Below are 14,823 nucleotides of genomic sequence, written 5' to 3'. Positions count from 1 at the left end.
GGCTTGGTAGTGAAACAGAGAATTATTACTGGAGTGATTGCTGCCGCACTATTCATTCCCATCGTATTTTACGGTGGCGTGCCTTTTACAGTTTTAGTGTATGCACTTGCTTCAATTGGACTATATGAATTAGTTCGTATGAACAAGCTTACACTTCTTTCGGTGCCGACAGTTTTAGCTGCATTATTACTGTGGATTATTTTAGTTCCAAGTAATGCACTAGGAATGTTTGATTGGATTGGATTAGATAAATTAGAAATCACATTTGTGATTGTTTTGTTACTTTTATCATATACTGTCCTTTCGAAGAATACATTTACTTTTGACAATGCTTCATTTTTGCTTATGGCAACGACTTATGTTGCAATGGGATTCTTATATTTGAATGAAACAAGAATCGCCGGGATTCATTATGTGTTTTATGCATTATTTGTCATTTGGGCAACGGATTCAGGTGCATATTTCATTGGAAAAGCAATTGGAAAAAGAAAATTGTGGCCAGAGATTAGTCCGAATAAAACGATAGAGGGCTCATTGGGCGGTATTATTTGTGGGATTGTAGTTGCTTTTGTATACAACATGTTTTTCCAAGTTCATGGGAACATTGGGATGTTAATTGTTGTTACGATAGCCATTTCAATTTTTGGACAAATTGGTGACTTAGTACAATCCGCATTTAAGCGCCATTATGGTGTGAAAGATTCAGGTACAATCTTACCTGGACATGGCGGAATATTAGATCGAACAGATAGTTGGTTGTTCGTATTACCTATTTTACATTTCTTACATTTCATTTCATAAATGAACGAGGGGTTGGAGTAATGAAAAACATTAGTTTATTAGGTGCAAGTGGATCGGTTGGAACGCAAACATTGGACGTATTGCGCTCGCACCCAGACCAATTCCGTCTCGTTGCTTTTTCTGTAGGGAAAAATATTGACCATGCAATACAAGTTATTCAAGAATTTTCTCCTCGTCTCGTGTCAGTGCAAAGAGAGGAAGATGTTGTACGGTTGCAATCTGTTTCTGGAAATACGAAAGTCGTATACGGTGAAGAAGGTCTTTTAGAAGTAGCCCTTCATTCAGAGGCAGAGGTTGTTGTAAATGCTGTTGTAGGAAGCGTAGGACTATTGCCGACATTACGCGCAATTGAAGCGAAAAAGACAATTGCAATTGCGAACAAAGAAACGTTAGTAACAGCTGGACATTTAGTAATGGAAGCTGCACAAAAGCATAACGTGTCCTTACTTCCTGTAGATAGCGAACATTCGGCTATTTTTCAATGCTTGAATGGAGAAAATGAAAAGCGGATCTCTCGCCTAATTGTGACAGCATCCGGTGGAAGCTTTCGTGATAAGACGAGAGATGAATTGCATCATGTGACAGTAGAAGATGCACTTTGTCATCCAAACTGGTCAATGGGTTCGAAAATTACAATTGATTCTGCTACAATGATGAATAAGGGATTGGAAGTTATCGAAGCACATTGGCTTTTCGGTATTCCTTATGAGCAAATCGATGTTGTTTTACATAAAGAGAGCATCATCCATTCTATGGTTGAATTTAAAGATCGCAGTGTAATGGCACAACTTGGTTCACCTGATATGCGTGTACCAATTCAATATGCACTTACATTTCCAGATCGTTTACCACTTCAGAATACAAAACAGTTAAACCTATGGGAAATAGGAACATTACACTTCGAGCAAATGAATCAAGAGCGTTTCCGTTGTCTCCGTTTTGCATATGAAGCAGGGAAAACAGGAGGAAGTATGCCAACTGTGATGAATGCGGCAAATGAAGCTGCTGTAGAAGCTTTTTTACAAAAGAAAATCGGTTTCCTAACAATAGAAGACCTTATTGAAAAAGCAATGCACCATCACAATGTCATTGCACGTCCGAGCTTAGAAGAAATTCAGGAAATCGATGCGGCCACAAGACGGTTTGTGATGGAACAAATTTAGCAAAGGTGGTTATGGAATTGAATACAGCGATTGCCTTTATATTAATTTTCGGTGCACTCGTATTTTTCCATGAGCTAGGGCATCTATACTTTGCAAAACGAGCGGGTATTTTATGTCGCGAGTTTGCAATTGGTTTTGGACCAAAAATATTTTCGTTTGAAAAGAATGAAACAGTTTATACAGTTCGACTACTTCCGCTTGGAGGCTATGTTAGAATGGCTGGTGAAGATGCGGAAACGGTGGAATTAAAACCAGGGAAAAAAGTTGGACTTGTTTTAAATGAAAACGACGAGGTTATGAAATTAGTTTTAGATCAGCGTGAAAAGTATCCGAATGTTCGTGTGATTGAAGTGGAACAAGCAGACTTAGAACATAATCTCACCATTTCTGGATACGAAGAGTATGAGGAAGATTTACAAACATTTCGTGTGAATGAAAAAGCACGTATTGTTTCAGCGGGGGAAGAAATACAAATCGCTCCGTTTAAAAGACAGTTTGGTTCTAAAACGTTAGGACAGCGAGCGTTAACAATTTTTGCGGGTCCTGCTATGAACTTTATACTGGCATTTGTTATCTTTGTCATCATTGGATTGGTACAAGGGATTCCTATTGATAAGCCGATGATTGGGAAAGTAATGAAAGATAGTGTTGCAGAGCAGGCAGGATTAAAGCAAGATGATACGATTCAAACGATTAATGGTAAAGATACAAACACTTGGCAAGATGTTGTAACAATCGTACGTGAAAACGCAAATAAAGAAATTACGATGAAAGTACAACGTGACGATAAGCCATTTACTGTAAAAGTAACGCCTTCTGCTGATAAAGAGGGCAAGGAGGAAGTTGGTAGAATTGGTGTATACTCTCCAGTAGAGAAATCTATTTTTGGTTCTATTAAATCTGGATTTGAACAAACATATACATGGACAAAAATGATTTTTGTTTCCCTTATTCAATTGGTAACAGGACATTTTTCGATTAATGATTTATCTGGTCCAGTAGGTATTTATAATTTAACAGATCAGGTGGTAGAGTATGGGCCGATTCGTGTTCTTAGCTTAGCGGCTGTTTTAAGTATAAACCTTGGTTTATTTAACTTATTGCCAGTTCCAGCTCTTGACGGAGGACGCCTTTTCTTCTTCTTAATTGAAGCCCTGCGCGGGAAACCGATTGATCGCCAAAAAGAAGGAATGGTCCATTTTATTGGCTTTGCTTTATTAATGCTACTTATGTTAGTTGTTACATGGAATGATATTCGGAAGTTTTTCTTATAAATTGAAACTTCTATCAAAGAGAGTTTTCTTCATCTTCCACTGATAGAAAGCTTTCAACAATCGGACTCTTTGGGGCAGTTATCTCCCACCTAACTTCTTTGATTTCTCTGGATCTTAAGGTGAGGAGGGACTGCCCCTTAGAGCGGAATAAAGAGGTGCTAATAGATGAAACAAAGTATGGTATTTAGTCCTACACTACGTGAAGTGCCAGCTGACGCTGAGATTAAAAGTCATCAGTTATTACTCCGTGCAGGATTTATGCGTCAAAATGCTTCAGGTATTTATAGCTTTCTCCCACTTGGCTTGAAAGTATTGCATAAAGTAGAACGTATTGTTCGAGAAGAAATGGAACGAGCAGGAGCAGTGGAACTATTAATGCCAGCTCTTCAAGCGGCTGAATTATGGCAAGAGTCGGGCCGCTGGTATTCTTACGGTTCCGAATTAATGCGTATGAAAGATCGCAATGATCGTGAGTTTGCTTTAGGAGCAACGCATGAAGAGGTAATTACTGATCTTGTACGTGACGAAATTAAGTCCTATAAAAAATTACCTTTAACACTATATCAAATCCAAACAAAATTCCGTGATGAGCAACGACCTCGTTTTGGCTTGCTACGCGGAAGAGAGTTTTTAATGAAGGATGCATATTCTTTCCATGCGACGCAAGAAAGTTTAGATGAAGTATATAATCGTCTTTATCAAGCATATTCGAATATTTTTGCTCGTTGTGGTTTGAATTTCCGCGCAGTTATTGCTGATTCTGGAGCAATGGGCGGAAAGGATACACACGAATTTATGGTATTATCCGATGTTGGAGAAGATACAATTGCGTATTCTGATACATCTGATTATGCTGCAAATATTGAAATGGCACCTGTTGTCACTTCCTATGAAAAACGTGATAAGGCGGAAAAGGCACTTGAAAAAGTAGTAACGCCAGATCAAAAAGCAATTGAAGAAGTGTCTGCATTCTTAAATATTGAAGCATCAAATTGCATTAAATCTATGGTCTTTAAAGTAGATGAGAAATTTGTCGTTGTACTTGTTCGCGGAGATCATGAAGTAAATGATGTAAAAGTGAAGAACGTATACGGTGCTTCAGTTGTAGAACTTGCTTCTCATGAGGATGTAAAAGAGTTGTTACAATGTGAAATTGGTTCTTTAGGACCGATTGGTGTAGCAGGAGATGTAGAAGTAATTGCTGACTATGCTGTACAAGCAATTGTGAATGGTTGCTGTGGTGCAAATGAAGAAGGTTTCCATTATGTGAATGTAAATCCAGAGCGTGACTTTAAAGTAAGTCAATATACAGATTTACGATTCATCCAAGAAGGAGATCAATCTCCAGATGGAAATGGAATAATCCGCTTTGCACGTGGCATTGAAGTTGGACATGTATTTAAACTAGGTACACGTTATAGTGAAGCAATGAATGCAACGTTTTTAGATGAAAACGGAAAAGCTAAGCCACTTATCATGGGATGCTACGGTATTGGGGTATCTCGTACAGTAGCAGCGATTGCCGAACAATTTAATGATGAAAACGGTTTGACTTGGCCAGTAGCTGTTGCACCGTACCATGTGCATGTGATTCCAGTAAATATGAAATCTGATGCACAACGTGAAGTAGGCGAAAACATCTACAGTTCATTACAAGAGCAAGGTTATGAAGTATTATTAGATGATCGTGCAGAGCGTGCAGGTGTAAAATTTGCTGATGCTGATCTATTCGGTCTTCCAGTTCGAGTAACGGTTGGTAAAAAAGTCGATGAAGGTATCGTTGAAGTAAAAGTACGTGCTACAAATGAATCTGCTGAAGTAAAAGTTGAAGAACTTCACACATACATTGCAAATATTTTAAAATAAGACGAGGTACCTCATTGTGAGGTACCTTCTCTTGCTATGTGAAGTGAAAAGTTATCAAATGGAAGGAAGAAATCTTTCCTTGCTGAAAGTTTCAATTTATAATAGCGAATGGAAGGAGGTTGCTTATGTCGTTAACAAATGAACAACAAGAACGGTTTCAAATTTTATTGCAGCAGTTGCAAATGCCGGAAAACCTTGTAAGTCAATATTTGCAAGGCGGTGGTATTCAAAGATTGGTTGTTGATAAAATAAATAAAAGTTGGCATTTTGATTTACAAGTGCCGCGCATTTTGCCAACAGATCTATATGAATTGTTAGAAACGCAGCTCAGGCAGTCGTTTTCACATATTGCAAAAACAACTTTTGCATTAGAATCAGAGAATAAACAATTTACGGAGGAAGAGGTACAAGCATATTGGCCACTTTGTACAAATAGAATTACATTTTCTCCTATGTTTGCATATTTAAAAAAGCAGCTTCCACATGTGAATGGGGTCAAGCTGTCGTTAAATGTAAATAATGATTTAGAGGCTACAACATTGAAGAAAAATCTTACGAAACCAATTGGAGATCAATATGAAACATTTGGGTTCCCACGCTTTCAGCTTGAAACAAATGTAAAACAAAATGATGAGGAAGTTCAAAAGTTTCGTGAACAAACACAGCAAGAAGACCGTCAGCGTGTCATCCAAGCCATGGAAGAAATGGCAAAACGACAAGCGGAAGAGAGTGACACAGTACATGAAGGGCCAATTGTACTTGGATATCTCATTAAGCCTGATGAGGAGATTACACCACTTCGCGAAATTCAAGATGAAGAAAGACGAAAAACTGTACAAGGTTATGTCTTTCATGTGGAAACGAAAGAACTTCGAAGCGGCCGTACGTTATTAACGTTAAAAATAACAGATTATACCGATTCAATCATGATTAAAATGTTTTCGCGTGATAAAGAAGATATTCCGCTCCTACAATCATTGAAAAAAGGTATGTGGGTGAAGGCACGTGGATCGGTACAAAACGATACGTTTGTTCGTGACTTAGTTATGATTGCCAACGATATTAATGAAATTACAGGCCCGTCTCGTAAAGATAAAGCCGATGAAGGAGAAAAACGGGTAGAGCTTCACTTGCATACACCGATGAGTCAAATGGATGCAGTCACTTCAGTATCTAGACTTGTTGCTCAAGCAGGGAAATGGGGACATGAAGCGATAGCAATTACAGATCATGCGGTTGCACAGTCCTTCCCAGAAGCATATTCAGCCGGGAAAAAGGCAGGAATAAAAGTGATTTATGGTGTAGAAGCTAATCTTGTAAATGATGGTGTACCGATTGCTTATAATGAGGAACATCGTTTATTGGCAGATGAAACATACGTTGTCTTTGACGTAGAAACGACTGGATTATCGGCTGTGTATGATACGGTCATCGAATTAGCTGCTGTAAAAATTAAAGACGGCGAAATTATTGATCGATTTGAATCTTTTGCAAATCCGCATCAACCGCTATCTGCAACAATTATTGAGTTAACGGGTATAACAGATGATATGTTAACTGATGCACCAGAAGTAGAAGAAGTATTTAAAAAGTTTGAGCAGTGGATGGGCGATCATACGCTTGTTGCACATAATGCAAGCTTTGATATGGGCTTTTTAAATGTTGGGTTCAAGAAAAGTGGATTAGAAAAACCAACAAATCCAGTTATTGATACATTGGAGTTAGCTCGTTTTCTATTTCCAGATATGAAGAATCATCGCCTAAATACGATGTGTAAAAAACTTGATATTGAATTAACACAGCATCACCGTGCGATTTATGATACAGAAGCGACGGGTTACTTACTTGTCAAAATGCTAAAAGATGCGATTGAAAGAGGATTTGAATATCACGATCAATTAAATGATAGTATGGGACAAGGTGATGCGTATAAACGCGGACGTCCAAGTCATGTGACGTTACTTGCCACATCCGATGTAGGTTTAAAAAACTTATATAAACTTGTTTCATTTGCACATTTAAACTACTTTTACCGTGTGCCTCGCGTTCCGCGCTCATTATTGAAGAAATATCGTGAAGGTATATTAGTTGGTACAGCTTGCGATAAAGGTGAAGTGTTTGAAGCGATGATGCAAAAGGCACCAGAAGAAGTAGAGGAAATTGCACAGTTTTATGATTATATTGAAGTTATGCCGCCAGTAGTGTTGCGACATTTAGTGGAGCTCGAGCTTGTTCGAGATGAAGGACAGCTAAAAGCGATCATTTCTAACTTAGTAAAATTAGGTGAAACGTTAGATAAACCTGTAGTTGCAACAGGAAATGTACATTATCTTGATCCGGAAGATGCCATGTATCGTAAAATTTTAGTGAGTTCGCAAGGCGGGGCAAACCCATTAAATCGTCATTCTCTGCCGCCTGTGTATTTCCGAACAACAGATGAAATGTTAGAGTGCTTCTCCTTTTTAGGGGAAGAGAAAGCAAAAGAAATTGTTGTTACAAACACGAACAAGGTTGCATCGATGATTGGAGAAGTTCATCCCGTAAAAGATGATCTATACACACCGAAAATTGAAGGTGCAGATGATGAAACACGGGATATGAGTTATAAAATGGCACGCAGTATCTATGGTGATGAATTACCAGAAATTGTAGAAGCCCGTTTGGAAAAAGAATTAAAAAGTATTATTGGACATGGTTTTGCCGTTATTTATTTAATTTCACATAAACTCGTGAAAAAATCACTTGTAGATGGCTATCTTGTTGGTTCACGTGGATCTGTAGGTTCATCATTCGTTGCAACGATGATGGAAATTACGGAAGTAAATCCATTGCCACCGCATTATATTTGTCCAAAATGTAAGCATTCTGAGTTCTTTAATGATGGATCTGTAGGTTCTGGTTTTGATTTACCTGATAAAGATTGTCCAACTTGCCATGTGCCATATGTAAAAGATGGACATGACATTCCGTTCGAAACGTTCCTTGGATTTAAAGGAGATAAGGTACCGGATATAGATTTGAATTTCTCCGGGGAATATCAGCCACGTGCCCATAACTATACGAAAGTACTGTTTGGTGAGGATTATGTATACCGTGCTGGAACAATTGGTACAGTTGCGGAGAAAACAGCCTATGGTTATGTGAAAGGTTATGCATCAGATCATAACTTAACAATTCGAAATGCTGAGGTTGATCGGCTTGTTGCTGGTTGTACCGGGGTAAAACGTACAACAGGGCAGCATCCAGGTGGTATTATCGTTGTACCTGATTACATGGACATATTTGATTTTTCACCAATTCAATTCCCAGCAGATTCAGTAGGGGCGGAGTGGAGAACGACACACTTTGATTTCCACTCGATCCATGATAATTTGTTAAAACTTGATATACTTGGACACGATGATCCGACCGTCATTCGTATGCTCCAAGATTTAAGCGGAGTTGATCCGAAAACAATACCAACAGATGACCCCGAAGTGATGAAAATCTTCTCAGGACCGGAGTCTCTAGGGGTTACAGAAGAGCAAATTAATTGTAAAACGGGTACACTCGGTATACCGGAGTTTGGTACAAAATTCGTACGACAAATGTTAGAGGAAACAAAACCGACGACATTCTCAGAGCTTGTCCAAATTTCTGGATTATCTCATGGTACGGACGTATGGCTTGGTAATGCAAATGAGCTCATCTATAACGGTACATGTACGCTGAGCGAAGTTATCGGTTGTCGTGATGATATTATGGTGTATTTAATCTATCAAGGATTAGATCCATCATTAGCGTTTAAAATCATGGAATCAGTGCGTAAAGGTAAAGGTGTACCTGAAGAATGGGAAGCGGATATGCGTACGAACAATGTACCTGGTTGGTATATCGATTCATGTAAAAAGATTAAGTATATGTTCCCTAAGGCACATGCGGCCGCTTATGTACTAATGGCTGTGCGTATTGCCTATTTCAAAGTACATTTTGCACTCTTGTTTTATGCGGCATATTTTACAGTTCGTGCAGATGACTTTGATTTAGATGCGATGGTAAAAGGTTCCGCATCGACCCGCGCGAGAATTGATGAAATTGCGCAAAAAGGTTTAGATGCTGCACCAAAAGAGAAAAGTTTACTGACAGTGTTAGAAATGACACTTGAAATGTGTGAACGCGGTTATTCATTCCAAAAGGTTGATTTATATCGTTCAAGTGCAACTGACTTTATTATTGATGGGGACACATTGATTCCGCCATTTAATGCAATACCTGGTCTTGGTACAAACGCTGCGTTAAATATCGTATCAGCGCGTCAAAATGGTGAGTTCTTATCAAAAGAGGATTTACAGCAGCGTAGTAAAATTTCTAAAACAATCATAGAGTATTTAGATAGTCAAGGTTGTTTAGGTGATTTACCAGATCAAAACCAGTTATCACTGTTCTAGTAGGCAGGAAAATTCTTTGCAAAACGGTATTTGCTATGTTATACTATTAACCGAGATAACCATGTCATGTATATTTTGAAAAAAAAGAGTGGGGAAACCCACTCTTTCGTGTTACTATCTATGTTTCTATACATATTAGGTGAGACATTTCTGTCGTATATACATAATTTGTTACAAGTTTTACTTCTTAAATTTGGTAATACTAAGACAGATATTCCCTGCTTAACGGCAGGGGCTTTTGTTAGCTAACGAGAAAGAATAAGATAGACCGCGATCGAACAAACGGAGCGGAATATTTTCTTTCGAATGGTACATGGCGGCAGAAAGGAGGCTGTTTATGGATAAGAAAGTCACAGAAGTTGTTGAAGCACTTGCACAGCCGATTGTTGAAGAATTAAATCTTGAACTTGTAGATGTAGAGTATGTGAAAGAAGGAAAAGACTGGTTCCTACGCATATTCATCGATTCTGAGACAGGAATAGATATTGAAGAATGTGGTGCGGTAAGCGAACGTTTAAGCGAAGCTTTAGATAAAGAGGATCCAATTCCTCACCTTTACTTTTTGGATGTATCGTCTCCTGGAGCAGAGCGCCCATTGAAGAAAGAAAAAGACTTCCAGCAAGCGGTAGGAAGACAAGTGGCAATTAAAACATATGAGCCAATTGATGGTGAAAAAATGTTTGAAGGAAAGCTACTGTCATATGATGGTATAACAATTACACTATTATTAACGATTAAAACACGTAAAAAGGAAATTCAAATTCCAATGGACAAAGTTGCGAAATCGCGACTTGCCGTTACGTTTTAGTTAGAAGGGGGATCTTCATGAGCACGGAGTTGTTAGATGCTTTGCTCGTATTAGAATCAGAAAAAGGTATTAGCAAAGATATTATTATTGATGCGATTGAAGCAGCTTTAATCTCTGCTTATAAACGCAATTTTAACCAAGCACAAAACGTGCGTGTTAGCTTTAACCCTGAAGTGGGTACAATTCAAGTTTTAGCACGTAAGGATGTTGTAGACAGTGTGTTTGATCCACGTCTTGAAATCTCTGTAGAGGAAGCAAGACAGATTAATCCGAACTATCAAGATGGCGACGTATTAGAAATTGAAGTAACGCCAAAAGATTTTGGACGCATTGCAGCACAAACAGCAAAACAAGTTGTAACACAACGTGTACGTGAAGCGGAACGCGGCGTTATCTATTCAGAATTTAGCGACCGTGAAGAAGACATTATGGTTGGTATTGTGCAGCGTCAAGATGCTCGTTTTATATATGTAAGCTTAGGGAAAGTAGAAGCATTACTACCTGTAAGTGAGCAAATGCCAAACGAACAATATAAACCACATGACCGCATCCGCGTCTTTATTACAAAAGTAGAAAAAACGACAAAAGGTCCACAAATTTATGTATCACGTACACATCCAGGCCTTTTAAAACGTTTATTTGAAATTGAAGTGCCAGAAATTTATGATGGAACGGTAGAAATTCGTTCTGTAGCACGTGAAGCAGGCGATCGTTCTAAAATTTCTGTATATGCAGAGAATATTGATGTTGATCCAGTAGGTTCTTGCGTAGGTCCAAAAGGACAACGTGTACAACGCATTGTAGATGAACTAAAAGGTGAAAAAATTGATATTGTTCGCTGGTCAAATGATCCAGTTGAATATGTAGCAAATGCTTTAAGTCCATCACAAGTTGTAAAAGTACTTGTGAATGAAGAGGAAAAAGCAACGACTGTAGTTGTTCCAGACCATCAACTTTCATTAGCAATCGGTAAGCGTGGACAAAACGCAAGACTTGCAGCGAAATTAACGGGCTGGAAAATTGATATTAAAAGCGAGTCTGATGCGAAGCAACTAGGCATAGTAACAGAAGAAGACAACATGATCGCATTCGATTCAGCTGAAGACGAAATCGAATAGAGGTGATGATTGTGAGCAATCGAAAAGTTCCGTTACGAAAGTGTATTGCAACACAAGAAATGAAATCTAAACGCGAGCTCGTTCGCATTGTTCGTTCCAAAGAGGGCGAAGTGTCAATTGATGTAACTGGAAAAAAATCAGGACGCGGTGCATATTTGTCAAAAGACAAAGAATGTATACTACAGGCTCAAAAGAAAAATGTTTTGGAACATCATCTAAAAGCGAAAGTCGACAGTTCTCTTTATGAAGAGCTTCTTGAGCTTGTTGAGAAGGAGTCGAAGTAAGTGTCCGATTGGAAATCTTTTTTAGGACTAGCAAACCGTGCTCGAAAAATCATTTCGGGTGAAGAACTTGTTTTAAAAGAAGTACGAAATGGGAAAGCAAAGCTCGTATTGCTTTCTGAAGATGCGTCAGCGAACACAACAAAACGTATTACTGATAAAACAACGTACTACAACGTACCAATGAAAAAAGTCGAAAATCGACAACAATTAGGGCATGCGATTGGGAGAGAAGAGCGAGTCGTTGTAGCCGTGTTAGATGAGGGCTTTGCGAAAAAGCTGCGTAGCATGCTCGATACAACTTACCGGGGGTGAAGGTATGAGTAAAATTCGAGTATATGAATATGCGAAGAAACACAATGTCTCAAGTAAAGATATTATTACAAAACTAAAAGAAATGAATATTGAGGTCTCCAATCATATGACAATGTTAGACGATGAAGTAGTAAATAATTTAGATAATCAATATAATAATGAAACAGAAAAACCTTCTGTTGCAGATGAGTTTGAAGTAGAAGAAAAAGTTGTTCGCAGTAAAAAGAACAGCAATAATAAGAAGAAGAAAAAAGGCAAAGGAAATGAAGACAAACGTCAAGAAAACTTTGCTGGAAGACAACCAACACAAACAGTAGAGACACCGGATAAAGTTACTTTCTCTGGCACTCTTACAGTAAGTGAACTTGCAAAAAAACTAGGAAAAGAGCCATCTGAACTTATTAAAAAGCTCTTTATGCTAGGTATTATGGCGACAATTAACCAAGATTTAGATAAAGATACAATTGAGCTAATTGCTAGTGATTACGGTATTGAAGTAGAAGAAGAAGTGGTTGTTAGTGAAACAGAATTTGAAACTTTCATGGACGAGCAAGACAATGAAGAAAACTTAAAAGAACGTCCAGCGGTTGTTACAATTATGGGACACGTTGACCATGGTAAAACAACACTACTTGATTCTATTCGTAATTCAAAAGTAACTGCTGGTGAAGCTGGTGGAATTACACAGCATATCGGTGCATACCAAGTTGAAGTAAGTGACAAGAAAATTACGTTCTTAGATACACCAGGTCACGCAGCGTTTACAACAATGCGTGCACGCGGTGCGCAAGTAACAGATATTACAATTCTTGTTGTTGCAGCTGATGACGGTGTTATGCCACAAACAGTTGAAGCGATTAACCATGCGAAAGCAGCTGGAGTACCAATTATCGTTGCTGTGAATAAGATGGATAAACCATCAGCAAATCCAGACCGCGTAATGCAAGAGTTAACAGAGTACGAATTAGTTCCAGAAGCTTGGGGCGGAGATACAATTTTCGTACCAATTTCTGCAATTCAAGGCGAAGGAATTGACAACTTGTTAGAAATGATTCTTCTTGTAAGTGAAGTAGAAGAATATAAGGCAAATCCAAATCGCTATGCAGCTGGTACTGTAATCGAAGCACAGCTTGATAAAGGTAAAGGAACAATCGCAACATTACTTGTGCAAAACGGTACGCTTCGAGTAGGAGATCCAATTGTTGTTGGTACATCATTCGGCCGTGTTCGTGCGATGGTAAATGATATTGGTCGTCGTGTGAAAGTTGCTGGTCCGTCTACTCCTGTTGAAATTACAGGCTTAAACGAAGTACCACAAGCCGGCGATCGCTTTATGGCATTTGCTGACGAGAAGAAAGCACGCCAAATCGGTGAATCACGTGCGCAACAAGCATTGGTTGCACAACGTGGTGAAAAATCTAAATTAAGCCTTGAAGATTTATTCCAACAAATTCAAGAAGGCGAAATGAAAGAAATTAACTTAATTGTGAAAGCAGACGTACAAGGTTCTGTAGAAGCAATGGCAGCATCACTTCGCAAAATTGATGTTGAAGGCGTAAAAATAAAAATCATTCATACAGGCGTAGGTGCAATTACAGAATCTGATATTATTTTAGCTTCTGCATCAAATGCAATCGTAATTGGATTTAACGTACGTCCTGATGTAAACGCGAAACGTACAGCTGAATTAGAAAATGTTGATATTCGCTTACACCGCATTATTTACAAAGTAATCGAAGAGATTGAAGCAGCAATGCAAGGTATGTTGGATCCTGAATTCGAAGAAAAAGTAATTGGGCAAGCAGAAGTTCGTCAAACATTCAAAGTTACTAAAGTTGGAACAATTGCAGGCTGTTATGTAACTGATGGTAAAATCACACGTGATAGCGGCGTGCGTATCATTCGTGATGGCGTAGTTATTTTCGAAGGACAACTTGATACGTTAAAACGTTTCAAAGATGACGTAAAAGAAGTTGCACAAAACTATGAGTGTGGTATCACAATTGAAAGATATAATGATCTTAAAGAAGGGGACATCATTGAGGCATACATTATGGAAGAAGTGAAGCGATGATTATCGCTTCACTCTCATTTGAGTGTATGATTTATGATGTGCATTCTTTAAAAGAGAAACGAGCAATTTTACAGCGTGTTTTAACTCGTGTGAAACAAAGGTTCAATGTATCTGTTTCAGAAGTTGGACACCAGGATGTATGGCAACGTACAGAAATTGCAATCGTTTCCGTATCCTCAAATCGTGTTGTCTGCGAAAAAGAAATGAATCGTGTACTTGCGTATGTTGACTCATTTCCTGAGATTGAACGTACGATAACACAATTGGAATGGTATTGAATGAGGTGATTAGTTATGAAGCTACGTGCAAATCGCGTGGGCGAGCAAATGAAAAAAGAACTAGGCGAAATTATCAGTCGCAAAATTAAAGATCCACGTATCGGTTTTGTGACAGTAACAGATGTGCAAGTAAGTGGGGATTTACAGATTGCCAAAGTATATATTTCTGTTTTAGGAGACGAACAACAGAAAGAAAATACATTAAAAGGCTTAGCGAAGGCAAAAGGTTTTATTCGTGCTGAAATTGGGCAGCGTATTCGCCTTCGTAAAACACCTGAAATTACCTTTGAATTTGATGAGTCTATCGCTTATGGACATAGAATTGACACGCTTTTACATGAAATTAATAAAGACGGTAAACGCGAAGAATAATGGATAGACAATTGTCTATCCATTTTTTCAATGGGAAGTAATTTTT

General features: G+C 38.4%; 12 protein-coding genes. All 12 read left to right on the top strand.

What is annotated here, in order from left to right; translation table 11 throughout:
• Nucleotides 1-9 precede the first annotated feature (9 nt).
• The 12 genes from QUF99_RS20120 to rbfA all read left to right on the top strand — a co-directional run bounded on the left by QUF99_RS20120 (nucleotide 10) and on the right by rbfA (nucleotide 14,777).
• Nucleotides 10-801 (top strand): phosphatidate cytidylyltransferase, encoded by a 792-nt coding sequence (locus QUF99_RS20120; protein ID WP_289372300.1) that lies wholly within the window; start codon nucleotides 10-12, stop codon nucleotides 799-801.
• Between the two features lie 20 nt (nucleotides 802-821).
• On the top strand, nucleotides 822-1,964 hold the full coding sequence (gene dxr / locus QUF99_RS20115; RefSeq protein ID WP_289372299.1) for a 1-deoxy-D-xylulose-5-phosphate reductoisomerase: 1,143 nt from the start codon (nucleotides 822-824) through the stop codon (nucleotides 1,962-1,964).
• A 17-nt stretch (nucleotides 1,965-1,981) separates the two neighbouring features.
• The gene (rseP, locus tag QUF99_RS20110) at nucleotides 1,982-3,238 is read left to right on the top strand and encodes an RIP metalloprotease RseP (RefSeq protein ID WP_289372298.1); all 1,257 of its coding nucleotides are present in this window, start codon (nucleotides 1,982-1,984) and stop codon (nucleotides 3,236-3,238) included.
• A gap of 165 nt (nucleotides 3,239-3,403) precedes the next feature.
• On the top strand, nucleotides 3,404-5,104 hold the full coding sequence (locus QUF99_RS20105; RefSeq protein ID WP_289372297.1) for a proline--tRNA ligase: 1,701 nt from the start codon (nucleotides 3,404-3,406) through the stop codon (nucleotides 5,102-5,104).
• A 125-nt stretch (nucleotides 5,105-5,229) separates the two neighbouring features.
• A complete protein-coding gene (locus QUF99_RS20100) occupies nucleotides 5,230-9,531 on the top strand; it encodes a PolC-type DNA polymerase III (protein ID WP_289372296.1) in 4,302 nt (1,433 codons plus the stop codon).
• Between the two features lie 337 nt (nucleotides 9,532-9,868).
• On the top strand, nucleotides 9,869-10,339 hold the full coding sequence (rimP, locus tag QUF99_RS20095) for a ribosome maturation factor RimP (RefSeq protein ID WP_289372295.1): 471 nt from the start codon (nucleotides 9,869-9,871) through the stop codon (nucleotides 10,337-10,339).
• Between the two features lie 17 nt (nucleotides 10,340-10,356).
• Entirely contained in the window at nucleotides 10,357-11,457 is a 1,101-nt protein-coding gene (gene nusA / locus QUF99_RS20090; RefSeq protein ID WP_289372294.1) for a transcription termination factor NusA, read from the top strand.
• Between the two features lie 11 nt (nucleotides 11,458-11,468).
• Nucleotides 11,469-11,741 (top strand): RNase P modulator RnpM, encoded by a 273-nt coding sequence (gene rnpM, locus QUF99_RS20085; RefSeq protein ID WP_141497286.1) that lies wholly within the window; start codon nucleotides 11,469-11,471, stop codon nucleotides 11,739-11,741.
• Nucleotides 11,742-12,053: a YlxQ family RNA-binding protein gene (locus QUF99_RS20080; protein WP_289372292.1), complete on the top strand. Its 312-nt coding sequence runs from the start codon at nucleotides 11,742-11,744 to the stop codon at nucleotides 12,051-12,053.
• A 4-nt stretch (nucleotides 12,054-12,057) separates the two neighbouring features.
• On the top strand, nucleotides 12,058-14,127 hold the full coding sequence (gene infB, locus QUF99_RS20075; RefSeq protein ID WP_289372290.1) for a translation initiation factor IF-2: 2,070 nt from the start codon (nucleotides 12,058-12,060) through the stop codon (nucleotides 14,125-14,127).
• Nucleotides 14,124-14,405: a DUF503 domain-containing protein gene (locus tag QUF99_RS20070; RefSeq protein WP_097847822.1), complete on the top strand. Its 282-nt coding sequence runs from the start codon at nucleotides 14,124-14,126 to the stop codon at nucleotides 14,403-14,405. The genes infB and QUF99_RS20070 overlap by 4 nt, the downstream gene beginning before the upstream one ends.
• Before the next feature lie 15 nt (nucleotides 14,406-14,420).
• Complete coding sequence (rbfA, locus tag QUF99_RS20065) at nucleotides 14,421-14,777, top strand: 30S ribosome-binding factor RbfA (protein WP_018764703.1); 357 nt, start codon at nucleotides 14,421-14,423, stop codon at nucleotides 14,775-14,777.
• Nucleotides 14,778-14,823 lie beyond the last annotated feature (46 nt).

It is taken from the genome of Bacillus sp. DX4.1, from assembly GCF_030348195.1.
Classification (GTDB): Bacteria; Bacillota; Bacilli; order Bacillales; family Bacillaceae_G; genus Bacillus_A.
Note: the sequence above shows the minus strand (reverse complement) of the source record. Positions and strands in the feature narration are given on the sequence as shown.